Source organism: Larkinella sp. VNQ87 (genome assembly GCF_049445795.1).
Lineage (GTDB): Bacteria > Bacteroidota > Bacteroidia > Cytophagales > Spirosomataceae > Larkinella.
This window is the reverse complement of the sequence record NZ_JBMSDT010000007.1, coordinates 149,601-173,878: the sequence shown is the minus strand read 5'-3', so window position 1 is coordinate 173,878 and position 24,278 is coordinate 149,601. Positions and strand designations below refer to the sequence as shown.

Here is a 24,278-nt window from a genome sequence, read left to right as displayed (position 1 = left end):
TACACGACTGGACTATGGTAACGAAACTACGAACCTATTACCGGAGTGGAGATGCCCTGACGAAAACCGTACGAAAGAACGTTGTTTTCTCTCTTCTGATCAAAGCCGCCAGCATTGGGCTCAATCTGGCGCTGGTTCCGCTCACCCTGAACATGCTCACCAAGGAGCTGTACGGAGTCTGGCTGACGCTGAGTTCGATGGTGACCTGGTTTACGTTCATCGACTTCGGCCTGGGTAACGGGTTGCGGAATAAGCTGACCGAACTGCTGGCCCGGGGAGAACGCGACGAAGCCCGCCAAAACGTCGGGACGCTCTATACGGCTACCAGCCTGATCTGTCTGGCGTTTGGGCTGTTGTACTGCGCCGTTCACCCGTTTATCGACTGGGCATCGTTGCTGAAAGTACCCCGGCAGCATCAGGCCGAAATCCAGATGCTGGCGTTCGTGTTGTTCACGTCCTTCGGGCTGCAACTGGTCTTGCGGAACATTACGTTTATCCTGCTGGCGGTGCATAAATCGGCGCTGCAATCGCTGTTTCCGACGCTTTCGGGCCTGATAACCTTCGTGCTGCTGCTGGTATTAAAACCGTATGTCAGCGGGTCCATTTTGCAGGTGGGCTTGTTGCTGCTGGTGCCGCAACTGCTGGTGCTGGCCGGTTTTCACCTCTATTTCTTCGGCGGGGAACTTCGCTATCTGCGTCCGCGCTGGCAACCGAATGCCTGGGCGAGCCTGCGGTCGTTCGGGGGGCTGGGCCTTTCGTTTTTTGTGGTGCAATTGTCGTACGTGATCGTTTACACGACGGCCAATATGATGATCACGCGGCTGCTCGGACCGGCTTACGTGACCGAATACGATATTGCTTTCCGGTATTTCGGTTTGTTGCCGATGGTGTTCAGCATCATTCAGACGCCGTTGTGGTCGGCCTTCGGGCAGGCGTATCACACCAACGATGCCGCCTGGATTCGGAAAACCCTCACCCGAACCAAACAACTTTGGCTGCTGATCACGGCGGGGCAAATCGGTTTGATTCTCGTCGCCGATTTCGTGATTCCCCTCTGGGTGGGCCGGACGTTTGTGCTACCAACAACGCTGACGGTGGGCATGATGCTGTATTACGCGGTGTACACCTACGGCAGCATTCATGTCAACCTGCTCAACGGCATCGGAAAAGTTCGGCTGCAACTGGTAGCGGCCATTGCGAGCGCCCTGCTGATTGTTCCGCTGACCTACGTGCTGGTCGAGTGGTTGCAACTGGAATTGCTCGGCGTATTGATTGCGATCATGATTTGCTCGTTTTACAGCGTCCTGATTGCGCCGTTTGAAGCCAAAACCGTCATCAACCGCATGGCCGCCGACGCTCCGGCCGAGGTGGCCCCGGTGTTGGTTGGAAATCAAGTTTAAGTCATTAAAACCGTCATTTATACGTAGTTTATCGTTTTTAATTTGTTGTTAATAGTTAAAGATAATTGTCTGATCATCATTCTGTTAGCTTTAAACTATAAACCTTAAACTATTTTAAACTGGACACTTATGAGACCCGATTTTTTGCTTTATAAAATCATTCACGGCGTTTACCGGCGCATCCGGGCGCTGATCGATCCGGCCTACACCCGCTGGCTTTTTTCCATGCACGGCGTTGAGTTCGGGCGGGGGCTGCACAGTAAAGGCATCCCGGATGTGTACATCGCCAAAGGCGGCAAAATGAAAGTAGGCGAGCGGTTTTACATGAACAACGGCCGTTACCACAACATGGCCGGACGGGAGCAGGACTGCTTGTTCTCGGTCGAAGAGGGTGGGGTACTGACAATTGGCAACAACGTAGCTGTCAGCTCGTTTGCGGTGATTTGTACGAACCGGATCACGATCGGCAACAACGTCCGGATTGGCGGGAACACCTGCATCTGCGACAGCGATTTTCACTCGCTGATCCCGGCTGAACGGACGGCGAATCCCGAAATTGTGGATAACGTGGGTACGAAGCCCGTGGTGCTCGAAGACGACTGTTTTGTAGGGAGCCACTGCACGGTCATGAAAGGCGTCCGGATCGGTGCGCGTTCGGTGGTGGGTTCCGGCTCGGTGGTGACCAAGTCCATACCGCCCGACGAAATCTGGGGCGGCAACCCGGCCCGGTTTATCAAGAAAATCGACGAAGAATTCCTGCGGAATTACCTCAAAAAAGACGTTCTGCAAACCGCCTGACGTATGTACCCACGGACCGGGCCACGCAGGCTTTAGTCCGTGTTTTTGAGTTTATTCAACCAATTTGGTAATGCCCACTCACACGGACTAAAGTCTGCGCGACCCGGTCCGTAGGTACTTGTATGAAACAACTGACGAAACCTTCTTCCTGGTCTGAATACGCCCTCGTGTACGGTTTGATTGCCGTTTCGGGGATCGAATTCTTTTACCGGAGCCAGGAGTACGTCGTGCTGTTGTTTCTGGCGGCCTGTCTGGTGGCGATGATTCGGAAAACCGCCCTGACCATGCGACCGCTGGTCATTATCCTGGCGGTTTTTCTGCTCGAACAACTCCAGGCCGTGCAGTTCAGCAATTTTGTGCCGACCTCGATCATCGCCATGATGATCCGGCTCGCCGTCGTGTACCTGATTATGCACATCTGCGGACTGAAAACCGTGCGACTCTTTGTCGACATCATCTACGTAACGGCTCTAATCAGCTTGCCGATCTACGTGCTGACGTTCGTGCCGGGAGCCGAGTCATTCATGATCGAAAACATCGCCAAGGTTTTTTTTCGGCCGATTTTCCACATTGATGAAGGGATGTACACCACCGGTCCGACGATCCTGATTTACAACTTCAACCCATTTGCGTTCGAGATCATTGGCTCGTCCATCGTCAAGCGGAACTCGGGGCCATTCTGGGAACCGGGTGCGTTCGGCGTCATGCTCAACCTGGCGATTGCCCTGAACACCATTCGCCGGAAAAGCCTGATTAACAAACAGAACGTCTGGATGATGCTGGCGCTGGCGACCACGCTCTCGACGGCCGGGTACGTCACCCTGTTCATCATCGCCATCGGCTACCTGCTGACCAACCGGGCCATCAGCGACAAAACCAAGCTGGCGTATCTGCTGCTGCTGGTCCCGGCGGCCGGTATTTTCTACAGCCGGGCAGCCTTCATGGAAGAAAAAATCCAGCAAAACATCAGCCTGACGCGCGAGGACAATACCTCGCGTTTCGGGAGTGCCTACCTCGATTTGATCGATCTGGGCCGCAGCCCATTCATCGGTTTTGGTCGTCTGGCCGAAAACCGCTTCGGGCAGGCGGCCGTCAGCCAGGATCTGTCGATTCACCGCAACAACGGCGTGACCTCGCTGCTGATTACCTACGGCGTTCCGGCCGCGCTGCTCTATTTTACGCTGCTTTTCCTGTTTTTCTGGCGTTACTGCAAACGGGTCGGTTTTCCGGTTTTGTTTGCGGTTTTTGCTTTTCTGTCCGTCCTGTCGTCCGGGTTTTCGCAAGTCATTTTCGACCGCGCCATGTTGCTGGCGTTTCTGTTTCTGGCCGACCGGCTGCGGCAGATTCAGGCTCAGAAACCGGCCGTTACCCCGGCGCGTACTCATTTAACCAACAGCCAGGCATGATTACCGTAACGACTGTCATACCCACCTATAATCGGAAAAAGTATCTGCAAAAGATGCTCGATCAGTTGCTGGCGCAACACCTGACCGGCATCGTGCAACACATCGTCATCGTCGTCGATGGATCGAGCGACGGAACCCTGGAAATGCTTCGCTCGGCCTATCCGCAGGTGCAGGTAGTGCTCGGAACCGGTGACTGGTGGTATACCAAAAGCATGAATGCCGGTTTTCAAAAAGCGTTGCAGGGACAACCCGACTACATTCTGTGCCTGAACGATGACGTCGAGATCGGGCCGGAGTACGTCGCAACGCTGGTGCATCACGCGGAAAGCATCCGAAAACCGGCCATTGTCGGGTCCGTTACGGCGTCCGTCAAACCGCCCCACCCGGTTTTGTTTTCGGGGGTTCGCGATATCAACTGGCTGACCTACAGCTTTAAATTGTACCAGCAGCCGGGTCGGCCGTACAACGTGAATGATCAAAATCCGTTGTCGCCAACCTGGGTGCTGCCGGGCCGGGGTATGCTGATCAACCGGCAGGTGATGAACAATATCGGGCTGTTCGACGAAAAACTCGTGCAGTATTCGTCCGACGATGAATACTGTCTGCGGGCCATCAAACTCGGTTTTCAGGTGTGTGTGTGCTGGCTGGCGGTGGTCTTCAGCAATGAAGAACTGACCGGCGAGGGCAGTGTCTACAAGTTACCGGCTTTTCTGACCTACCTCAGCATGCTGTTCAACCGGTATTCCCCGGCGTACCTGAAGAACGGCTTGTATGTGGTTACGAAATACGGCAAGAAGTGGGCGCTGCCCATTACCTACACCTCGCTGGTGGCAGGGTCGATTTACACGTATTTCAAATACCGGCTGAAGCGGCATGTGTAAGATCATTTACTACCACGGCCTCTACAGCAGCTTTCCGGAACTCTCGTTTTCGGACCCGGCTTTCACGCGCCAGGATTTTGCGCGTCAGGTCGAGCTGTTGAGCCGTCGGTATGAATTGATTACGTTGAACGAAGCCCTGGAACGGTCGAATGAAAAAAACGGATTGAAACAAACCCTCTGCGTCACGACGGACGACGGCCTTGCCGACAACCTGGTTTTCGCCGAGATTCTGGATCGATGCAATGGCAAGCTGACCTTGTTTCTCAATAATAATTTTATTGACAACCAGGATATGATGTGGCGGAATAAAATCCGGTATGTCGAGCATCATACGGACAGTTACCGGCAAAACCGGCTGATCGGTCAGCTTGCCGAAACGTATCAATTATGGGTTCCGAAATCGTCCCTGAGCCTGCTTAACTGGTCGCGGACCTGGCCGATGGCCCTGAAAGACCACCTGGCCGACCGGCTTTGGGAAGAGGCTGGCCTGGGTACGGTTCGCGAATTTCTGGAACGCCGGAAACTCTACCTAAACTGGACGGAAATCAAGGAATTGACCCGGCAGGGGCACGCCATCGGGGGCCATACCCGCAGCCACCCGGACTGTTCGCTGCTGAGTTGGGAGGAATTGAAGGCTGAAACAGTCGATGCCGTCGGCGAACTCCGCCAACGTTCGGGCGAGCCGGTCCATTTTCTGGCGTACCCGTTTGGGATTCGTCCGAGGTCAGCCTGGGACCGGCGGCTCCGGGCCGAAAATTCCGGTTTGAAACGGACGATGGGCATTGCCCCCAGCTTGCAGTCGCCGACGCTGGAAGAGCGGGAGGATATGGAAAAATCCTTCTGGAAATCAATGGTTTACTTGTACTTAATGCCGGTTAAACGGGCCTTGTTCTGACATGGATTACGTCATTATTACCCCGGCGAAAAATGAAGCGGAGCGGATTGGAACCACGCTCCAGTCGGTGATTGCCCAGACTGTGCAACCGCGCGAATGGCTGATCATTGACGACCGCTCGATCGACGGAACGGCGGATGTAGTACGGCGGTATTTGCCCGAAAACCGGCACATTCGGTTGGTGACGGCCCCCGAAATCCTGAAAGGTGATTACAGCTCGCGGGTGGTTCAGTTGATCAATTACGGGCTGGATCTGCTGAGCACGGAAGCCGAGATTCTGGTGAAACTCGATGCCGATGTGCAGTTCAAACCGGATTTCTTCGCCAGCATCCTGCGCGAATTTGAGCAGCATCCGCGTCTGGGTATTGCCTCCGGTTTTCTGACCATCGACGGCGTTCGCGAGAAAATCGACCTGAGCGCAGGCAATACGCGGGGAGCCACTAAATGTTACCGGAAAATCTGTTTGACGGACATCGGCGGTCTGTATCCGTACACGAGCTGGGACACCATCGACAACGCGGCCGCCCGGGCCAAAGGCTGGGAAACCCGGATTTTGCCCTACGAATTCGAGCACCTGAAACCGGAAGGTTCCAAGGCCGGATCGAAACTCTATAACCACTACCGGACCGGCCTCGCCAACGGGCGAATCCCGTACGTGAGTTGGTATTTCATGCTTAAAGCGTTTTCCAAACTGTTTGAGCTTCCGCTGTTTCTGGCACCCTTCGTACAGGTATGGGGCTATGTCCAGACCCGGTTTATTCGCCGGGAGCGGCCGTTTCCGGCTTTTATCACGCGGCAGATTCGGAAAGAACAGAAAGCGTACCTGCGCCGTCGGTTGACAGGGCAGTAGTAATTGAAAAAGATTGCCCCCCAACCGAAGCGTCGGCCCGGCCCCTAAAGGGGGCTTTAAAACATCCGGGTCGGAAAGCTCCCTTTAGGGGGTTGGGGGTAACTAAAACCGTAACACCGTAAACGCGAAGGCTATGTGCGGAATTGCAGGCATCATCCATTTCTCGGGCGAACCGGTCGAAGCGCCGGCCCTGGCGGCTATGCTGCAACGGCAGCACCACCGGGGGCCTGATGATCAGGGACTGTTTCTCGAACACCACGTCGGGCTGGGCTTTGTGCGGCTGAGCATCCTCGACCTGTCTCCCGCCGGTCACCAGCCGATGATGTCCGACGACGAGCGGTATGTGCTGATTTTCAACGGTGAAATTTATAATTACCTCGAACTGAAGCAGCAATTGCTGCCGCATTTCACGTTCCGCTCGCACTCGGATACCGAGGTGCTGCTGAACGCCTACCGCCATTGGGGTGCCGACTGCCTGCACCGCTTCAACGGCATGTTCGCGTTTGCCATCTACGACCGGCACGAACGTACGCTGTTTGCCGCCCGCGACCGGTTTGGCGTAAAGCCGTTCTACTACTACCAGTCGGGCAGTTGTCTGGTCTTTGCCAGCGAAATACCGCCCATTTTTGAGTACGTTCAGGCCCGTCGGCAGGCGCTGTCGCCCGACGACACGAGTATGTACAATTACCTGATGTACGGGCGCACAGATCTCAACGGCGATACCTTCGTCCGGCAAATCAAGAAGCTGGAGCACGGGCATTCCATGCGGGTCCGGGGCAGTCAGGTGCAGCTTACGCGCTGGTACGATCTGGCGTCGAACCTGCACACCGGCTGGGAAAGCCCGGAAGAATATTACAGTGTGTTCGAATCGTCGGTGGCCCTGCGGCTGCGGAGCGACGTGCCGGTGGGCATCTGTCTGAGCGGAGGGCTGGATTCGTCGTCGGTGGCGTCGACGCTCATCAAAGGCCTGCATAAAACCGACTTTTACGCCTTCTCGGCGGTGTACGGCGACGGCTTGCAGGGCGACGAAAGCCGGTTTATCAACGAATACAAAAACCAGTTGGACCATCTGGTGTACGTGCGGCCCACCGAAACCACCTTGCTGGCCGATTTTGAGGAACTGATGCGCTGCCACTTCGAACCGTTCGGCGGGCTGAGCATCTACTCGCAATTCAAGGTGATGAAGGATGCTTCGCGGTACCTGAAGGTGCTGATGGACGGGCAGGGCGCCGACGAACAACTGGCCGGTTACGTCTACTTCTTCGGCAGCTTTTTCCGCGAATTGTTGCAGTCGGGCCAGTTTGGGCGGCTGGCGCAGGAGTGGAAAGCCTATTACCGCAACCATCGGTCGCTGAGCGCGCTGTCGTACCTGGCGTTCTACATGGCTCCGAACCGCCTGAAAGCTGCGGCTACGTACTGGAAAGCGCAGTTCATCAACGGCGATTTTTACCGCGAACAATCCCGCCAATCGACCATCCACGAAGCCCTGTTCAGCCCGAAAACCCTGCGGCAGTCGCTCTTGCAACATTTTGAGAGCAAACTGGAACACAACCTGAAGTGGAACGACCTGAATAGCATGTACTTCTCGATCGAACTGCGGGAACCGTTCCTGGACTACCGGCTGGTCGAGAAAACGCTGGCGTCGTCGACGGAGATGCTCATGAACAAAGGCACAACCAAGTGGATTCTGCGCGAAGCCATGCGCAACCGCCTGCCCGAACGCATTCGGACGCGGCAGGATAAAGTCGGTTTTGAAAACCCGGCCGACGCCTGGATGCGGAGTTCGCTTTTCCAGCGCAAAGCTGAAGAAGCCCTGGCCGATCCGGCCTTTGTGCAGTCCGGTTATTTCGATGTGAAAGAATGCCGGTCGCGGTTAAAACTGCACAAGGATGGCCGGATCAACATTGCCCGCGACATCTGGCAGTGGATCGAAACTGCCCATTTCCTGGGCAAATTTTCAGCAAAAAAAACCGCGTCACCTGTAGTACAGCATTTATGAATACCGAGCAGATTTGTCAGGAAGGGATTTGGGACACCTCCGTGCCGGGCATCCGGTTCGATGAGCGGGGCGTATCCAACTACGCCAGCCTTCAGAAAAAATTGTCGGCGGCTTTTCCGCAGGGCCAGAAAGGCTACGAGGACTGGATCAACCTGGTGGTTCGAATCAAGACGGAAGCGCCCCCGAACTCGAAATACGATTGCCTGATCGGCGTCAGTGGTGGCACCGACAGCTCGTACCTGCTGCACCTGGCGAAGGAATACGGCCTGAATCCGCTGGCCGTCAACCTCGACAACGGCTGGAACTCCGACATTTCCGTCAAGAACATCAAGAAAATGGTTTCCGCGCTCGACATTGATCTGGAAACGTACGTCATTGATTACGAGGAAATCAAAGACATTCTGCGGTCGTATTTGCTGGCCGGTTTGCCCTGGGCCGACGGCCCGACCGACCTGGCGATTCAGTCGGTTTTGTACCAGATTGCCGACCAGGAAAACATCAAGTACGTCCTGATTGGCAGTGATTTCCGCTCGGAAGGTAAACAGCCCACCGAGTGGACCTACACTGACCTGCGCCAACTGAAACACGTACACGGGCGGTTCGGGCGGATGAAGCTCAAAACGTATCCCCGGCTTTCGCTCTGGCAGATTATGTACCTGGGGTATGTGAAAGGCATCAAGCTGATTTCGCCGTTCAATTATCTGCCGTACCAGAAAAAACAGGCGCAGCAGCTTCTGAAAGAAACCTACGGCTGGGAATACTACGGTGGGCATCACCACGAAAACCTGTTCACAAAGTTTGTGGTGGCCTATTGGCTGCCGCGCAAGTTCAACATCGACAAACGGCGGATTACGCTCTCGGCCCAGGCGGTGAGCGGTGAAATTACCCGCGAACAGGCGCTGGAGCAAATCAACCAGCCGCCCTACGCGCCGGAACAGATGGAAGCCGACCGGGCCTACGTCATCAAAAAACTCGACATCACGCCCGAGCAGTTCGAAGCCGTCTGGAATGCGCCCAACAAGTCGTTTTTGGATTACCCCTCGTATTATCCGATCATGAAACGGATGCTGCGGCTGGTGGTGCCGGTGTTGAAACGGGTGTTGCCGACCAAACCCAAGATTTTTTACGAAATGGAAGAGCGGGGTGCTTAACCCGTTTTTTATTCCTTAAAAACGTATCGTTATGGAAGCTACGACCAACTCATTGACTTTCAGACCGCTGACCGACTACCGGAGGTGCAGCCGCTGCGTGCTCGACACGACCGTGGCCGACATCTGGTTCGATGCCCAGGGCGTTTGTAAATACTGCCACATTCACGACGAGATGGACCGGCTCCATCCCCAGGAAACCATGCAGGCCGATCTGGAGCGGATTGTGGCAAAGATCAAAAAAGACGGTCGGCACAAACCGTACGACTGCATCGTGGGCGTGAGCGGGGGGCGCGACAGCACCTACACGCTCTACATGGCCCGGAAACTGGGCCTGCGGCCCCTGGCGGTGCATTTCGACAACGGCTGGAACTCCGACATTGCGGTGTCGAACATCCGGAAAGCCACCGATTTGCTCCGGGTGGACCTGCATACGGTAGTGGCCGACTGGGAGGAATTCAAGGGGTTGCAGCGGGCGTTCCTGAAAGCATCCGTGCCCGATGCCGACATCCCGACCGACTACGCCATTTACTCGGTGCTGTACGAAACGGCAGCCAAAGAGGGCGTCGGTTATATTCTGAACGGGCATTCGTTCCGGACGGAAGGCACCTCGCCGATTAGCTGGACCTACATGGACGGCCGGTATTTCAAAGATGTCCACAAGAAATTCGGCACGGGCGTGGTCAGGAGCTTCAAAGTGATGATGATGCCGTATCTGCTCTATTGCAGCTTCGTGAAGCGGATTCGGGAGGTGCGGCTGCTGGAATACGTCGATTACAATAAGAAAAAAGTGGACGAGGTGCTGGCCCGCGACCTGGGCTGGGTTTACTACGGGGGCCATCACCACGAAAACCTGTACACCAAGTTTTTCCAGTCGTTTCTGCTGCCGAACAAATTCAACATCGACAAACGCAAAACCGAGTTGTCGGCCCTGATCCGTTCCGGGCAAATCACGCGCGAAGACGCCATTGCCGAACTGGAAGCCAGCGCTTACGAATACGACCGCTCGGTGGTGACCTACGCGATTTCGAAACTGGGCTGGACGCTCGAAGAGTGGGAGACAATCTACCACCGCGCTCCGCGTTCGCACAAGGATTTCAAGACATACCTGCCGCTGATCAAGCTGCTGCGCCTGCCCATCTGGGTGGCCTGCAAACTGCGGATGCTGCCGCATATTCTGTATTTAAAATACGCGAGTTAACAGCAAGTTTAAAGTTTATGGTTTAAAGTTCATAGTTCGCACGTTTGTAAAATCGGCGGTTTTGCAACCATAAACGATAAACCTCATACTATAAACTATTATGAAAATTGTCATCGTCGATTACGGAATGGGCAACCTGCGCTCGGTGCTGAATAAGTTCCGGAAGCTGGGGGTTGCGTGTGAGATTAGCGCCGAACCGCGTGCCGTTGAGGAGGCCAGTGGCCTGATTCTGCCGGGGGTAGGCCATTACGGGCGGGCGATGGACAAACTGCGCCGGTTGGATCTGCTCGACTTGCTGAACCAGCGCGTGCAGGACGATCGGGTACCGGTGATGGGCATTTGCCTGGGGATGCAACTCCTGATGGAACACAGCGAAGAAGGCGACGCCGAAGGACTGGGCTGGATTAAGGGCGACACGATCCGGTTTCGGCTCGACGACCGGCCGACGCTGAAAATTCCGCATATCGGATGGAACAGCATCCGGCAGGCCCGGCCACACCCCATTTCCGACGGGTTGACGCAGGACGAGCTGTTTTATTTCGTGCACTCCTTCCACGTAAGCCTGACCGACCCGACCGATGCCTTGCATGTGACAAACTACGGCTATGAGTTTGTGTCCGCTGTGCAGCGCAACCACATTTTCGGTTTTCAATATCATCCCGAAAAAAGCCAGGACGCCGGGATTCAGGTGTTCCGGAATTTCATCCAACTCGTAAACGAACCGACGCATGTACCGTCCGAGAGTCATTCCCTGCCTGCTGTTACAGAATAAGGGCCTGGTCAAGAGCGTGCAATTTCGCAATCACCGCTACCTCGGCGATCCGATCAACGCCGTCAAGCTGTTCAACGACCTGCGGGCCGACGAACTGATTTTTCTGGACATCCGGGCCACGGCTGAAAACCGCACCATCGACCCGGAACTCGTTCGGCAGATCGGCGACGAAACCAACATGCCGTTTACGGTTGGCGGGGGCATCCGGTCGCTGAAGGCCATTGAAGCCCTCATCAAAGCCGGGGCCGAGCGAGTTTGCCTGAATTCGTACGCGCTTGAAAACCCAGCGTTTGTGCAGCAGGCTTCCGACGAATTCGGCGCGTCGACCATCGTGGTTTGTCTGGATGTAAAGAAAAATCTGTTCCGCAAAGAGCTGGTTTACAGCCATGCGGGTACCAAATCGACCAGCCGCTCTCCGCTGGAGTGGGCGAAACAGATGGCCGATCTGGGCGTGGGCGAACTGGTCATTCAATCCATTGAGCACGACGGGATGATGGGCGGCTACCACCTCGAACTGGTCCGGAAAATTGCCGAAGCGGTGCCGGTGCCGGTGGTGGCGCTGGGCGGTTGCGGTACGTTTGACGATGTGCAGAAAGTCGTTTCTGAGGGCGGGGCGTCGGCGGCCTCTGCCGGGAGCCTGTTTGTATTCCACGGCCCGCGCCGGGCGGTTTTGATCAACTTTCCGACCCAGACCGATTTGCGAAAACTCTACCTGACGAGCTAAACCCACCATGAAAATTCTGATCGACATCGGGCATCCGGGCCACGTTCATTATTTCCGGAACGCCGTTCGGCTGCTGGAGCAGAAAGGCCACCAGATTGTGATTACGGCCCGCGACAAAGAAGTGACATTCAGTTTGTTACAAGCGTATGGCTTGCCGTATGTGTCGCGCGGAGCGGGCGGGAAAGGACTGCTTGGCAAGCTGTTGTATTTGCTGAAAGGCAATGCCGCCCTGGCCCGCGTGGCCCGGCGGTTTCGGCCCGATCTGTTTCTGAGTTTTGGCTCCCCCTACGCGGCCCAGGTTTCGAAGCTGTTTGGAAAACCGCATATCGCGTTTGATGATACCGAACACGCCAAACTGGAACACCTGATGTATCTGCCGTTTACCGATACGGTGGTAACACCCGGCCCGTTCCGCAAAGACCTGGGCGCGAAGCAACTCCGATACAAAGGCTTCATCGAACTCTGCCACCTGGCGCCCACGCAGTTCCGGCCCGATGAGCGCGTGCTGGCCGAACTCGGACTGACCCGGCAGGATCGGTTTGTGATTCTGCGCTTCATCTCCTGGGGAGCGAGCCACGATGTCGGGCAACAGGGCATGAACCGCAATCAGAAAGTGGAGTTGGTAGAGAAATTGAGCCGCTACGCTAAAGTCTTCATTTCGTCGGAAGGCGCGTTGCCGCCCGAATTGGAAGCGCACCGGTTTCGGTTGGCTCCCGAAAAACTGCATCATCTGCTGGCGTTTGCCAGCCTATACATCGGCGAAGGCAGCACCACGGCCAGCGAATGCGCACTGCTGGGTGTCCCCAATATTTTGATTAATAGCTTATTGGCTCCCGAAACGTGTCCGGGCGTTCACATCGAGCTGGAAAGATACGGTTTGCAGGAATTGTTTGTCACCTTCGATGGCGTCCTGGAAAAAGCGATGAGTTTGCTAAGCAGTTCGTCGCGGGAGGTCTGGCAGGAACGACGGCAGGCGATGCTGGCCGAGAAAATCGACGTGACGGCTTTCATGGTCTGGCTGGTCGAGAAGTACCCCCACAGCGTGGCCGAACTGCGGGCCAACCCGGCCGTGGAGGATACGTTTCGGTTGACGCTTAACCCGGTTTAGGAACATCATGACGACAGCGACGGAACGCATTCAAACGGTCCCCGAACCGGCCCTGCTGCCACCAATAACGGGCGAGGGCGTGTTCAGCGCCGAGGAAGTCCGGCAGATGCAGGAAGCTACGGAAGGGGTGGTCAGTCCGGCGGTGTTGCGGGATCTGTTCACGGAGGACGAACTTAGTCCGGTTGCTGGCGGCTCGAACCGGGCCGTGGTGATTCCGGATTTGCTCCGGTTGCCCGCCGACCTGAATGCGGTTTTTCGGTCGATGTTTGAACAACTGCAAACCGGCGGTTTTCTGGTGTGTCGGCTCGAAACCTCGCAGCAGCGCAAGCAGCGCCTGATTCGGAAGCTGCCCGGCGGCATTCGTCAGGTGTACTACCTGGGCGATTACGCGCTGCACCGCGTGGCTCCGCGCCTGTTTCTGACCCGGACGCTGTACCGCAAACTCTTCGTCTCGCTCCGGGCCATTTCGAAAGCCGAGGTGATCGGTCGCCTGTATTACGCCGGTTTTTCGGTCGATACGGTCCTGGAAGCACCTGATCATCTGGTGATTGTTGCCCGAAAAACCTCCGAGCAGTACACCGAACGTCGGCCTTCGTCGGAAGGGCCGTTGCTGCGGTTGTGGCGCGTGGGCCGGGGGGGACGGTCGTTCTGTGTCTACAAATTTCGGACGATGCACCCGTATTCGGAGCATTTGCAGGAGTATTTGATCCAGACCAACGGCCTGGAAACTGGGGGTAAATTCCGGAACGATTTTCGGATTACCACGCCGGGCAAGTGGATGCGAAAATACTGGATCGACGAAATTCCGATGGTCATCAACCTGCTGAAAGGCGATATGAAACTGGTGGGCGTCCGGCCGCTGAGCGCGCATTACCTGAGCCTGTATCCGGAGGAGGTACAACAGGCTCGTTTTCAATTCAAACCGGGTTTGTTACCGCCGTATTACGCCGATATGCCGCAGAATTTTGCCGAAATCGTGGAATCCGAACGGCGGTATCTGGATGCTTACGCCAAAGCCCCGCTCCGGACGGACCTGCGGTATCTGGGCAGAATCGTGTACAACATTTTGTGGAAACGGGCGCGGAGTAAGTGAAAATGGAGACAACCAAATGAGTGCGTTTTGTCATTCCGACGACAGGAGGGATCTTCGAGCGAGACTGACATTCCCTCCGGCACCCGAAGATCCCTCCTGTCGTCGGAATGACAAAAAAACAGGCGGTTTTTCAAAAGGAATGTCATGGAAGTAAGGAGCGTGATAAAAGTTGGGCTGGTGTGTCTGGGGCTGCTGCTGGCGCTGGCCGGTTGGACACAACCCACGCTGCGGTTGAACGAAGACCGGACGGAACAAAGTGACACAACCACCAACCTGGACCTGGATGTGGTGGGCTGGATGGATTTTGCCTGGTTCCAGCCGAAAGGCGACGGTGTGACCGACGATTCGCCCAAACTGCTCCAGGCCCTGACGCTCTGCCGCACCCGCAACCTCGGTTTGCTCGTCGACCCGACGAAAACGTATCTCCTCCAAAGTCCGATCAATTACACCTTCGACGGTACCATTGCCATCAAATCCAGACGACCGGGCAAACCGGCGGTTTTTGCCTTGCCCGACGCCCGCCGTCTGCCGTTTCGGATGGCGGCCACCGCCGGGAGCTTCAACAGCCGACCGGCCGTCAACATCTTCGCGGGCGACAAAACGATGGTGCTTGCCAATACGACCGGCCTGAGTGTCGGCGACCTGATTCTGATTCAGTCGAGCACCGACTGGCCCATCGAAACCGGCACCAAAAAAGGCGAATACAACATTGTAGAGGCCATTTCGGGCCACACCGTCACCCTGAAACAGCCCTGTCAGGACAGTTACACGGTTTCGGAAGTCAGCGCGATCACCAACTTTCGGCCCGCCCGGTTTTTTTTGCAGGACATTGAAATCAGTGTCCGAAAAACCGGCAACCGCTCCGTCATCGGCCTTTCGCTGGCGAATCTGCAATCGAGCATTATCAACCGCGTCACCATCCGGAACGCCCAGTACTCGGCGATGGAAATTGACGGCTGCTACGCGACCGAGGTGGCCCACTGCGTGTTTGAAAATGCAAACGAGGAAGGCCAGGGCTACGGCATCGCGACGGTGGGCGGGCTGTTGTACAACGTCCACGAAAACCGCTCGGTCGGGTGTCGGAAATTGTGTGATTTTTCGAGTGGGGCCATCGGCGGGCCGACGCGGCTCAGCCAGGCGGTGGGTAACGTCGCCATTGGCGAAGGCACTACCAATACGGGCAAAGACCTGTTCAGCACCGATTCGTTTTGCATCGCCACCCACGGCGGGGCCGAAGGGATTCTGATCCAGGGCAACACGGCCACCAACTGCCGGACCGGTTTTCAGTTGCGCGGCAAAGACATTACGCTGAACGGCAACCGGATTCTGGGCCGCAGCAAGTTACCAATTTCGCTGACGAGTGGACAAAACCACGTGGTTACCAACAACACCTACCATTGTCTGCTGAAGCTGGATGGTTCTTCCGGTGAAGCCCCGGCTTATGCCAATTACCCCTCGGCGGTAATCGGCCTGTCCAATACGCTACTGGCCGACGGTTACCTGACGATCAAGAATAATTCGTTCGATTTTGTTCGGGATTACGGGGTGTATATGGACGGTGTTCGGCAGCGGGTGTTGATTCAGTATAATCATTTTGAGTTCAACGCCTTGGGCGGGGGTAGTCCGAATCCGGTGCTGTTGCTGGTCGATCAGGTGCCTGCCCGGATGGTCGGATTGCGGGTGCGCGACAACACATTCAACCGGCCTTCCGGCGACTTGACGGAGGTAAACAACCTGATGACGCTGGTCCGGGCCGATTCGTATCCAACCGGCGACTTGCTCGACTGGCCTACCTGCGAGGTGCAGAGCCTGCGGGCCGATGCGGTTTTGCGACTCACCACCGAAACCGCCGAGACGCCCACGCAGCAGTCGCTTCAGCAGTTGTATATCGATAAAAAAGACAATACCGTCAGCCTGAGCGGGAGCTTCAGTTTCCGCTACCGAAACGCCGTTCAGCCGGTGCTGGATGGCTTGCCCGCGACTGAACTGCCGCTCACGTTCGGGTTCGGGTTACAGAATGACACCTCGCTTTATGTAGGGCGTGTTACGGCCGGAACCGGGCAGGTTGTTTTCGGGGCGCAAACCGGGTCGTTGGGCGGAACGTTCAACGCGGGAACGCGCTACTCCGCCGGGGTCGATATCCGGTATCGTACCCAATAATCACAAGATGAGCGGTTTAGGGCGGAAGCAGCCCGATGGTTTTCAGATTGGCGCATTGTTTGCTTGCTGGATAATCGTTGTTACTAAATCCGGCCTTAACTATGAAAAAATTGGGGATTTTCTACTTGATACTCTTTACTTTTCTGAATGTACGGGCACAAAATGTTGGTAGTCATCCCGAGAGCGGCAACGCCGTCGGAACCGCCGATTCACGGCGCTACCGGGTCGGGGCCGACGGTTGGGTGGATTTTGCGCAGTTTAAACCGGCGGGAAACGGTACAACCGACGATACACCAAAGCTCTTGCACGCTTTTGACTACTGCCGTACCAACAAGGTCGGTTTGCTGGTCGATCCGACGAAAACCTACCTCCTCAAAACTCCCATTGATTACGCCTTTGCCGGAACGCTGGCCATTAAATCCAAAACGATCGGTAAACTGGCGGTTTTTCTGTTGCCGGACACCGAGCTGTTCCCGGTGTTGCTGTCGGCCCGCGAAGGTGATCTGAACACGAAAGTGACCAAAGACATCAAAGCCGGTGAAAAAACCATCACCGTCGCTTCGACATCCGGTTTGAAGGTGGGCGATCTCATCGTAATTCGCTCGACGTCCGACTGGCCGATTGAAAGTGATACGAAAAAAGCCGAATGCAATCTGGTAGAGGCCATTTCGGGAAAGGTTATTACGCTCCGGCAACCCTGTCAGGATACCTACAAAGCGTCTGAGATCAAGCAGGTCGTCAATTTTCAACCCGCCACACTGCGTCTGCAGGATCTGGAATTCCGGGTGCGCCAGACGGGTAACAACTCCGTCGTCGGCCTGGGCGTAATGAACATGCAGAACAGCGTGATCGACCGCGTGACGATCCGGAACGCCCAATATGCATCGAGCCAGTTTTACGGCTGTTACAATACGGAAATCGCCAACTGTGTATTTGAAAAAGCCAACGAAGAAGGGCAGGGCTATGGCCTGGCCACGGTGGGCGGCATCTTGTACAACGTTCACGACAACCGGTCGTACGGGTGCCGGAAGCTCTGTGACTTTTCGGGTGACAGCCGCTTCGGGGCTACCCGCAACAGCAAGGCCATCGGCAACGTGGCCGTGGGCGACGGCACGACCAACCGGGGCAACGAATTGTTCAGGGTCCAGTCGTTCTGTGTCGCGACGCACGGAGGAGCCGACGGCATTCTGATTCAGGGTAATACAGCGGTCAATTGCCGGACCGGTTTTCAGCTTCGGGGGCGGAATGTCACGTTGCGGGATAACAAAATCCTCGGCATGAGCGAAGTGCCCATTTCGTTGTCCGGCGGCCAAAACCATACGGTTACCGGTAATGTATATACTTCGCTGATCGGGGACAAAAAAAATCCGGACTACAGCCGGTATCCACGTGCGGTGATTGGCCTGGCCAGTACACTATTGGCCGACGGACAGATCGTGATTAAAAACAATACCTTCGATTTTGTCCGGAATTACGGCATTTACGGGGATGGCGTTCGGCAGAAATGCCTGATCCAGAGTAATCACTTTGTGTTCAACGCCCTGGGCGGAGCTGACCCCAATCCGGTGCTGGTTTACTTTGAAGAAATCGACCGGCAACTGACGGGCTTGCAGGTGCGCGACAACACCTTCGGCAGTAGCGGTGCCGTTAAGCTGAAAAACCTGATGGCCCTTGTCCGGAAATCGTCGTATGCGAATGGGAATCTGCTCGACTGGGCAAGCTGCGAAGTACAGGGGCTTCGGGCCAGCGATATCGTCACGCTGAAGGCAGAATCCGGCGAAAATCCCGTTCAAAAATCGATTGACAAACTAAAGATTGATAAGAAAGACAATGTCATTAGTTTATCCGGCGAGTTCGGGTTCAAATTCAATACGGCCGTCCGCCCGGTTTTTATCGGAATGCCAGTGACTAAAAAACCGCTGAATCAGAATTTTACCTTCAAGGTATTGACCGATAATTCTTCGCGGGTCGGCAAGCTCGCCGGTGAGAAAGGGCAGGTATTGTTTGGCGCTCAGGCGGGTTCGTACGGCGCAACGTATCAGGCAAAAACCGACTTTGCGATTGGCGTTGATTTAACGTACTCCACGCAGTAACTGATCGTGCTATTCAATTGATTTGATGGCTTTATAAACATCCGCAATCCGCCGACGGGCCACGGGTAAAACCGTGCCGTCGGTCAGGGTAATTTCAACTAGATAGGTAGAAAGGCGGTGTAGCCGGGCAATGTGATGTGGATTGACGAGGGCACTTCGGCTGATGCGAATAAACTCAGGTAGCATTTTCTGCCACCGGCCCAGCGTGCGGGCCGTCATGAGTTTGGGAGCGTTGTGGCGGTGCAACAGGCTGTAATTACTATTGCCCTCCAGCCAAAGAAGATCGGAGATGGACAACGGAGCTTTATACCCTCTTAAATACAGCGAACTTACGGGTTGTTGCATCACATACTAATCGTCAGTTGCTGAGCGACGGTCTGTAAAAACGAACGAACTTCCCTGGCCTGGGAGGTGAGTTCGCAGCGTTCGGCCTGGAGATACTCGTCGAGCATCTGTTTATGAATGGCAGTCGCGATCCGTTGAATCCGGCCATTCCGACGCGCCCATAAACTGTATCCATAAATGGCCCGTGGGCATTCTTCCAATACCGCAAAGCCAAACGGGGTTGAATCGCCGGAGGGTTGATGCCAAAGCACAAACCAGCGGGCCCGTTCCAGCGTTTGCGAGAGCGAGAGCCGTTGCTGTTCCCAGCTTTGGAAATGGGTAAGAAGCCCCCCGACAGGACTTGTCATGCCGACAGATGCATCGGTAGAAGGCAGCCGTTCCGGGGATTCGGAAACTTCAAGGGGTATACGGGGTTGTTGAGTAAACCAGAAAGACATGTTTCGGTGAGTAAATCGCCTGTCTCAGGCCCTGCTCCGTTGGCCGGGTTGGCAGGGCACAAAACAGTGCGGAATGGTTACCTCAATTTTCGCCCAATTACAATGCCATTTTGTATGACAATTAAAACGATTCATAAAGTTTTGTCAAAAAGTCAAATAAAAAATCGTTGCGCGATTGCGATTAAATTTCTTTAAATCAGTTGCTGCGTTAAATCGCTTGGGAGAAAGCTTTGGCACAGTAATTGTCAACGCAACTATCTTTTTTTCTAATACAAAAAAGTGATCTTGTTTAATTTTGTATATACACATAAATTATGCAAGCTTAAACTCAGTAAATTCAGAACATGAGGGCCTTTAAAACCGGATGCCCTTTATGAAAAGGTAGTTGTCTTCCTAAACCCTTATAACCGGTCCGATCCGGTTATTGTGCTAAAAACTCCATGAAACGGTTGATCCTTTGGTTATCACTCCTGCCAGTTTGTGCTCTCTCGCTGGCACAGCCGCCCAATCTGCTGAGCGGAAAGTATGCGCCGACAGCCCTAAAAACCGTCCTGATTCCGCAGGCGCAGTGGACTCCTTTTCCAAGGCTCAATGATCGGGCGGGCTGGGCAAAAGCCGACCCGGAAATGATGCAAGCCTTCCTGAAAAAAGCGGAGAGTTATCAGAATTATCAGTGGCCGTCGGTGCCAGCCACCAAATCGCTGCTGATTGAACGCACTGGTGATCGCAATGAGTACCAGGCGATTAGCTTTCAGAAACGCGATGTGCTCGGAACACTCCTACTGGCCGAGATTTACGAGAACAAAGGGCGGTTTGTTGATCCGATCATCGACGGCGTCTGGTCGATTTGCGAGGAGTCGTTCTGGGGCGCTTCGGCTCACCTGCCCAAATCGAAAGACTATGCGGGTTTGATGGACGTGTCGCGCCCGTTTGTCGATCTGTTTGCGGCCGAAACGGCTACTTACCTGGCCTGGGTCGATTATTACCTGGGCGAGAAGCTCGACGCGGTTTCGCCCCAGATCCGGAAGCGGATTTACCACGAAACGAATTACCGTATTTTCGAGCCACTCATGAAGCAGCATCACGGCTGGATGAGTAAAAACGCCAACGGCCGACCGCCGAACAACTGGAACCCCTGGATTTGTTCCAACTGGCTGAATGCCGTGCTGTTGCTCGAAAAAGACGAGGAAAAACGGACGGCTTCCGTTCATAAATTGCTGACCGTGCTGGACGAATTTGTGAACCCGTATCCGAACGACGGGGGCTGTGACGAAGGACCAAGTTACTGGGGCGCTGCGGCTGCGTCGTTGTATGATAACATTGCCATGCTGAATCTGGCGAGTAATAACGCTTTTCAATATGTATATGCCGATGAGAAATTCCGGAATATGGGCAAATTCATTTACCGCGCCCAGATCAGCGAAAATTACTTCCTGAACTTTGCCGACGCGGACCCGCAACCCGGGATGGCCGCCAGCATGATTTACCGGTATGGGACCGACATCAACGACCCCGACATGGTGAAATTCGGCGCTTTTTACCGTAAACCATCGGATGGGAGTCTGGGCCGGTTTCATTACTTCCGGAACTTTTATGCCTTGTTCAATCAGGATGCCTACCGGAAAGCCCCGCAGGGACTGCCCTTACCCAAAGATGTCTGGCTACCGGATCTTCAGGTGTTTGCCGCCCGCGATCAGACCGGAACGACCAAAGGCTTTTATGTAGCGGCCAAAGGAGGGCATAACGACGAAAGCCACAATCATAACGATATCGGTAATTATGTGGTTTATTATGACGGTCAACCGCTTTTAATTGATGTCGGAAGAGGGACTTATACTGCGAAAACATTCAGCAATAAACGCTACGAAATCTGGTATAACTGTTCGAATTATCACAACCTGCCGACGATTAACGGCCAGACGCAACCGCCCGGGAGTAGTTTTAAAGCCAGTCAGATTTTATACAAGAAAGATGATTTAACGACGCAGTTTTCGGCTGATATTTCGAAAGCGTATCCGGCCGAAGCCGGGGTTATAACCTGGCAGCGAACGGTGCGATTAAACCGGGGTAAAAACGTACAGATTGGGGATGTAATTAAGCTGAAAAAAGCCGAATCGGTGACGCAACACCTGATGACCAGTCATCTGCCGGAAATCGGTAAAAACGGCGAATTAATCATTCATTACAAACCGGCAACGGGCGAAGCGAAGGATTTTGTGGTTCGCTACGATGCCCGGAAAATGCATCCTTCCATTGAAAAAATAAAGTTGACCACGCCCGAAGATCAGGGCATTCTGACCAAATGGGGCGATACCATTTATCGCATCAATTTCGATGTCCTGAAACCGAAAACATCCGACAACCTGGATTTCACCATCGCGTTGAAATAGCAGAGGGGTAAGGGCAGAGGGCATGGGGTGGCTGACGCATGCTATTAACCTATACCCTTTGCCCCACGCCCTTACCCCTCTGCCCCCTTCCCAAACGATGCAATCCAGAAAACAAGACTGAAAAAGGCCGTTAAGCCGCCCAGAATGATCAGGCTCCATTTCAAAACCGGCATGAAATTCCAGCGAGTAAGCAGGAATAACGCCGTGATGGCTATCCCGACCAACAGAAAGAAACCGCCGAAGATCACATACATGATAAAGCCGGTTCCAACGCCGGAATTACGGCTGTCGTGGTAATCAATGGCTCCGCACAACACGTTGGTCAGGTAAACAAGCCCAAACAGGCCCACCAGACCGATCCGGAGAAGCCACCACCACGAATTTCCGGGTGCCCAGGCCAGGCTGATAAACGAGAGCAGAATAGCCCCGAACGGCAGCACCCAGGCCAATGTCAGCAGTTGATCATTTCCGGCTTCGGTGGTGGGCTGGTTGCGACTGGCCAGAACGTGGGCCAGCACGCTCAACAGGAGCCAGATCAGTTCCGGCCCCAGCAGATGGGTGAAAGAGCGATTCATGGCTTAAAAAGCCGCGTAGGTTTTGACCTCGTTCTGAAGCGACGCGAGGGTTGCTTTTAGTTTTTTATCCAGTTCGGCATAAGCAGCCCGCAAATCATCGGTATTTTTCGGGCAATATGTTTCGACCGGAAGTGCCTTGGACCCTGAACCGCTTTCCAGCAGTTCGATGCGGGTGATCGTTGCCCGGTATTTGCGGTTGGCGCACTCGATGACGTAGCTGTAGCGAAATGTAAATACCCCACCAGCGGAGGTTTCGGTCCGGGGCAGCGTTACGGTTTGTACGGCTTTCCCGGCCAGATCGCCGGTTTCCTTATCGCTCAGGCTGAACGTTTCACCTGGCGTCAGAAACGACTGGGCCGCCCACAACCGCGCCCGGCGAAACACGTCCAGTTGCGAGACACTCCCGCAATCGACCACCTCGGTATACGCTACTTTTTGGTTGGTCACCGGTAAAATACCGTGAAGTTTCCCGTCGATCAGGGCAGGGGGGCAGTCGGCCGAAGCGGCTGTTGAAACCATTAGACTTAAAAGGAGTAAGGCAATGGGTATGATTTTCATGAGTGTGTATTTGTTGTGTCCGACAAAGCTACCGCATTGAAAACCGGGTGTCTACCTGCAAACGATACCGGGTGGTTTTGGGTGAATAAACGGAAAGGATTGCGGCATAACCACCGGGAGCATCCAGTCTGCGAGTTGTCTGTTTCTGGTCAAATCGTACTACTTGCTCCGAGAATAGATCAAAAAACCTTTGCGTACTTTTTACGGAAAGAAACATTTTCTACTTTTGGGAAACTGACTTTGGTTGCCGTTCACCCTTTTCCCGAAACCGTCATGAACCGACTACTGCTTTGCTACTCCCTGCTTCTGACGACCTTATTGCTGAGCGTACAGGCGCTGGCTCAAACGCCCCAGCGGCAACCGACGCCGAACGATACGCTCAAATCGCCCCGCGTACTGCCCGACAACCGGGTGATGCTCCAGATTTACGCGCCCAAAGCCAGCGAAGTAACCGTTGTCGGTGATTTCCTATCCGTGATGAAACCGCTGAATCTGACCAAAGACGCAAACGGCGTCTGGTCGGTAACGGTCGGGCCACTTAAGCCGGATTACTACACGTATACGCTGACCGTTGATGGCGTTCGGACAATGGACCCCAAAAACCCGGTCATTAAGCAGGGGATCAGCAGCCTGGAAAACGTGATGGCGCTGCCGGGTGCCGAGACGGTTTTTGAAGACAACCGCCCCGTTCCGCACGGCGAGATGCGGCAGGTCTGGTACCAATCGAAAACGCTCGGCATGATGCGCCGGATGCACGTCTACACCCCGCCCGGCTACGAAAAAGGCAACACCAAATACCCGGTATTTTACCTGTTGCACGGCGGGGGCGACGATGATTCGGGCTGGCCGACGGTCGGGCGGGCCGGGTTTATTCTCGATAACCTCATCGCGGCCGGGCAGGCCAAACCCATGATCGTGGTGATGCCGAACGGCAGTATGCCGCTTCCGCCTTCATCGGGAATGCCTAATCAGGCTGCAATGCAGCAAATGCGGGCGTTGTTTGCCCAGGAATTGCTGAACGATGTGATGCCGCAGGTCGAGAAGCAGTACCGGACCTTGACCAACCGCGAAAACCGGGCCATTGCGGGGCTGTCGATGGGCGGTTTTCAGACGCTGGATCTGACCCTGAGCCGCCCGGAACTGTTCAATTACGTGGGGGTGTTCAGCTCCGGCTTTTTTGGGGCTACTATCGATGAGGCCGAAACCAAATACGCCAGCGTTTTGAATGATGCGTCGTTCAACAAGAACAAAAAGCTGTTCTGGATCGAAATCGGGAAGGATGATTTTGTGATGGACGCCAACAAAAAGACGCTGGCGTTGCTCGATAAACACGGGATCAAGTACCAGTACAAGGAAACCGATGGGGGCCACACCTGGACCAACTGGCGGCAATATCTCCATGAATATGCTCCGTTGCTGTTTCGGTAAAAACCGCCCGGGACTGT

At 54.8% G+C, this 24,278-nt stretch carries 21 protein-coding genes; 17 read left to right on the top strand and 4 right to left on the bottom strand.

The genetic code is table 11. The annotated features are described in order from the left end of the window. Positions 1 to 14 precede the first annotated feature (14 nt). From ACO2Q8_RS13810 to ACO2Q8_RS13740, 15 genes are all read left to right on the top strand, one after another. On the top strand, positions 15 to 1,400 hold the full coding sequence (locus ACO2Q8_RS13810; RefSeq protein ID WP_423345409.1) for a lipopolysaccharide biosynthesis protein: 1,386 nt from the start codon (positions 15 to 17) through the stop codon (positions 1,398 to 1,400). A 129-nt stretch (positions 1,401 to 1,529) separates the two neighbouring features. Further along, positions 1,530 to 2,198: an acyltransferase gene (locus ACO2Q8_RS13805; RefSeq protein WP_423345408.1), complete on the top strand. Its 669-nt coding sequence runs from the start codon at positions 1,530 to 1,532 to the stop codon at positions 2,196 to 2,198. Between the two features lie 122 nt (positions 2,199 to 2,320). After that, complete coding sequence (locus ACO2Q8_RS13800) at positions 2,321 to 3,604, top strand: hypothetical protein (protein WP_423345407.1); 1,284 nt, start codon at positions 2,321 to 2,323, stop codon at positions 3,602 to 3,604. Continuing rightward, positions 3,601 to 4,485, top strand: coding sequence for a glycosyltransferase family 2 protein (locus ACO2Q8_RS13795; protein ID WP_423345406.1), 885 nt, complete (start codon positions 3,601 to 3,603; stop codon positions 4,483 to 4,485). The genes ACO2Q8_RS13800 and ACO2Q8_RS13795 overlap by 4 nt, the downstream gene beginning before the upstream one ends. Further along, positions 4,478 to 5,380 carry a polysaccharide deacetylase family protein gene (locus ACO2Q8_RS13790; protein ID WP_423345405.1) on the top strand — a complete coding sequence of 301 codons (903 nt, stop codon included), beginning with the start codon at positions 4,478 to 4,480 and terminating at the stop codon, positions 5,378 to 5,380. The genes ACO2Q8_RS13795 and ACO2Q8_RS13790 overlap by 8 nt, the downstream gene beginning before the upstream one ends. A 1-nt stretch (position 5,381) precedes the next feature. Further along, positions 5,382 to 6,230 carry a glycosyltransferase family A protein gene (locus ACO2Q8_RS13785; protein WP_423345404.1) on the top strand — a complete coding sequence of 283 codons (849 nt, stop codon included), beginning with the start codon at positions 5,382 to 5,384 and terminating at the stop codon, positions 6,228 to 6,230. Between the two features lie 133 nt (positions 6,231 to 6,363). Next, positions 6,364 to 8,229, top strand: coding sequence for an asparagine synthase (glutamine-hydrolyzing) (gene asnB, locus ACO2Q8_RS13780; protein WP_423345403.1), 1,866 nt, complete (start codon positions 6,364 to 6,366; stop codon positions 8,227 to 8,229). Further along, a complete protein-coding gene (locus tag ACO2Q8_RS13775; protein ID WP_423345402.1) occupies positions 8,226 to 9,380 on the top strand; it encodes an N-acetyl sugar amidotransferase in 1,155 nt (384 codons plus the stop codon). Before asnB ends, ACO2Q8_RS13775 begins: the two co-directional genes overlap by 4 nt. A gap of 31 nt (positions 9,381 to 9,411) precedes the next feature. Further along, positions 9,412 to 10,578: an N-acetyl sugar amidotransferase gene (locus ACO2Q8_RS13770; RefSeq protein WP_423345401.1), complete on the top strand. Its 1,167-nt coding sequence runs from the start codon at positions 9,412 to 9,414 to the stop codon at positions 10,576 to 10,578. A gap of 100 nt (positions 10,579 to 10,678) precedes the next feature. Continuing rightward, a complete protein-coding gene (gene hisH / locus ACO2Q8_RS13765; protein WP_423345400.1) occupies positions 10,679 to 11,350 on the top strand; it encodes an imidazole glycerol phosphate synthase subunit HisH in 672 nt (223 codons plus the stop codon). Then, positions 11,307 to 12,074 (top strand): AglZ/HisF2 family acetamidino modification protein, encoded by a 768-nt coding sequence (locus ACO2Q8_RS13760; RefSeq protein WP_423345399.1) that lies wholly within the window; start codon positions 11,307 to 11,309, stop codon positions 12,072 to 12,074. The genes hisH and ACO2Q8_RS13760 overlap by 44 nt, the downstream gene beginning before the upstream one ends. A gap of 7 nt (positions 12,075 to 12,081) precedes the next feature. Continuing rightward, a complete protein-coding gene (locus tag ACO2Q8_RS13755; protein WP_423345398.1) occupies positions 12,082 to 13,182 on the top strand; it encodes a DUF354 domain-containing protein in 1,101 nt (366 codons plus the stop codon). Positions 13,183 to 13,189: 7 nt separating this feature from the next. After that, entirely contained in the window at positions 13,190 to 14,275 is a 1,086-nt protein-coding gene (locus ACO2Q8_RS13750; protein WP_423345397.1) for a sugar transferase, read from the top strand. A gap of 144 nt (positions 14,276 to 14,419) precedes the next feature. Beyond that, the gene (locus tag ACO2Q8_RS13745) at positions 14,420 to 16,435 is read left to right on the top strand and encodes a right-handed parallel beta-helix repeat-containing protein (protein ID WP_423345396.1); all 2,016 of its coding nucleotides are present in this window, start codon (positions 14,420 to 14,422) and stop codon (positions 16,433 to 16,435) included. Positions 16,436 to 16,536: 101 nt separating this feature from the next. Next, positions 16,537 to 18,528, top strand: coding sequence for a hypothetical protein (locus tag ACO2Q8_RS13740; protein WP_423345395.1), 1,992 nt, complete (start codon positions 16,537 to 16,539; stop codon positions 18,526 to 18,528). Between the two features lie 9 nt (positions 18,529 to 18,537). On the opposite strand, the gene ACO2Q8_RS13735 is transcribed toward ACO2Q8_RS13740, so the two are convergent. Beyond that, complete coding sequence (locus ACO2Q8_RS13735) at positions 18,538 to 18,873, bottom strand: LytTR family DNA-binding domain-containing protein (protein ID WP_423345394.1); 336 nt, start codon at positions 18,871 to 18,873, stop codon at positions 18,538 to 18,540. After that, positions 18,873 to 19,220 carry a hypothetical protein gene (locus ACO2Q8_RS13730; RefSeq protein WP_423345393.1) on the bottom strand — a complete coding sequence of 116 codons (348 nt, stop codon included), beginning with the start codon at positions 19,218 to 19,220 and terminating at the stop codon, positions 18,873 to 18,875. Before ACO2Q8_RS13730 ends, ACO2Q8_RS13735 begins: the two co-directional genes overlap by 1 nt. Positions 19,221 to 19,750: 530 nt before the next feature. Here ACO2Q8_RS13730 and ACO2Q8_RS13725 point away from each other — a divergent pair. Continuing rightward, complete coding sequence (locus ACO2Q8_RS13725) at positions 19,751 to 21,700, top strand: heparinase II/III domain-containing protein (protein ID WP_423345392.1); 1,950 nt, start codon at positions 19,751 to 19,753, stop codon at positions 21,698 to 21,700. 71 nt (positions 21,701 to 21,771) lie between these two features. Here ACO2Q8_RS13725 and ACO2Q8_RS13720 read toward each other — a convergent pair whose 3' ends face one another. Both ACO2Q8_RS13720 and ACO2Q8_RS13715 read right to left on the bottom strand, forming a co-directional pair. Continuing rightward, on the bottom strand, positions 21,772 to 22,275 hold the full coding sequence (locus ACO2Q8_RS13720; RefSeq protein WP_423345391.1) for a hypothetical protein: 504 nt from the start codon (positions 22,273 to 22,275) through the stop codon (positions 21,772 to 21,774). Between the two features lie 3 nt (positions 22,276 to 22,278). After that, positions 22,279 to 22,833, bottom strand: a complete 555-nt coding sequence (locus ACO2Q8_RS13715; RefSeq protein WP_423345390.1) for a DUF4468 domain-containing protein — start codon at positions 22,831 to 22,833, stop codon at positions 22,279 to 22,281. 273 nt (positions 22,834 to 23,106) lie between these two features. On the opposite strand from ACO2Q8_RS13715, the gene ACO2Q8_RS13710 reads away from it, so the two are divergent. Beyond that, positions 23,107 to 24,261: an esterase gene (locus ACO2Q8_RS13710; protein ID WP_423345389.1), complete on the top strand. Its 1,155-nt coding sequence runs from the start codon at positions 23,107 to 23,109 to the stop codon at positions 24,259 to 24,261. Positions 24,262 to 24,278 lie beyond the last annotated feature (17 nt).

Excerpts from the sequence above, each read along its gene's own strand:
- asnB (WP_423345403.1), top strand. The coding sequence starts at position 6,364 with ATGTGCGGAATTGCAGGCATCATCCATTTCTCGGGCGAACCGGTCGAA.
- ACO2Q8_RS13775 (WP_423345402.1), top strand. The coding sequence starts at position 8,226 with ATGAATACCGAGCAGATTTGTCAGGAAGGGATTTGGGACACCTCCGTG.
- ACO2Q8_RS13755 (WP_423345398.1), top strand. The coding sequence starts at position 12,082 with ATGAAAATTCTGATCGACATCGGGCATCCGGGCCACGTTCATTATTTC.
- ACO2Q8_RS13750 (WP_423345397.1), top strand. The coding sequence starts at position 13,190 with ATGACGACAGCGACGGAACGCATTCAAACGGTCCCCGAACCGGCCCTG.
- ACO2Q8_RS13715 (WP_423345390.1), bottom strand. The coding sequence starts at position 22,833 with ATGAAAATCATACCCATTGCCTTACTCCTTTTAAGTCTAATGGTTTCA.
- ACO2Q8_RS13795 (WP_423345406.1), top strand. The coding sequence starts at position 3,601 with ATGATTACCGTAACGACTGTCATACCCACCTATAATCGGAAAAAGTAT.
- ACO2Q8_RS13805 (WP_423345408.1), top strand. The coding sequence starts at position 1,530 with ATGAGACCCGATTTTTTGCTTTATAAAATCATTCACGGCGTTTACCGG.
- ACO2Q8_RS13800 (WP_423345407.1), top strand. The coding sequence starts at position 2,321 with ATGAAACAACTGACGAAACCTTCTTCCTGGTCTGAATACGCCCTCGTG.
- ACO2Q8_RS13735 (WP_423345394.1), bottom strand. The coding sequence starts at position 18,873 with ATGCAACAACCCGTAAGTTCGCTGTATTTAAGAGGGTATAAAGCTCCG.
- ACO2Q8_RS13760 (WP_423345399.1), top strand. The coding sequence starts at position 11,307 with ATGTACCGTCCGAGAGTCATTCCCTGCCTGCTGTTACAGAATAAGGGC.
- ACO2Q8_RS13785 (WP_423345404.1), top strand. The coding sequence starts at position 5,382 with ATGGATTACGTCATTATTACCCCGGCGAAAAATGAAGCGGAGCGGATT.
- ACO2Q8_RS13740 (WP_423345395.1), top strand. The coding sequence starts at position 16,537 with ATGAAAAAATTGGGGATTTTCTACTTGATACTCTTTACTTTTCTGAAT.
- ACO2Q8_RS13725 (WP_423345392.1), top strand. The coding sequence starts at position 19,751 with ATGAAACGGTTGATCCTTTGGTTATCACTCCTGCCAGTTTGTGCTCTC.
- ACO2Q8_RS13720 (WP_423345391.1), bottom strand. The coding sequence starts at position 22,275 with ATGAATCGCTCTTTCACCCATCTGCTGGGGCCGGAACTGATCTGGCTC.
- ACO2Q8_RS13790 (WP_423345405.1), top strand. The coding sequence starts at position 4,478 with ATGTGTAAGATCATTTACTACCACGGCCTCTACAGCAGCTTTCCGGAA.
- ACO2Q8_RS13770 (WP_423345401.1), top strand. The coding sequence starts at position 9,412 with ATGGAAGCTACGACCAACTCATTGACTTTCAGACCGCTGACCGACTAC.
- ACO2Q8_RS13730 (WP_423345393.1), bottom strand. The coding sequence starts at position 19,220 with ATGACAAGTCCTGTCGGGGGGCTTCTTACCCATTTCCAAAGCTGGGAA.
- ACO2Q8_RS13810 (WP_423345409.1), top strand. The coding sequence starts at position 15 with ATGGTAACGAAACTACGAACCTATTACCGGAGTGGAGATGCCCTGACG.
- ACO2Q8_RS13710 (WP_423345389.1), top strand. The coding sequence starts at position 23,107 with ATGAACCGACTACTGCTTTGCTACTCCCTGCTTCTGACGACCTTATTG.
- hisH (WP_423345400.1), top strand. The coding sequence starts at position 10,679 with ATGAAAATTGTCATCGTCGATTACGGAATGGGCAACCTGCGCTCGGTG.
- ACO2Q8_RS13745 (WP_423345396.1), top strand. The coding sequence starts at position 14,420 with ATGGAAGTAAGGAGCGTGATAAAAGTTGGGCTGGTGTGTCTGGGGCTG.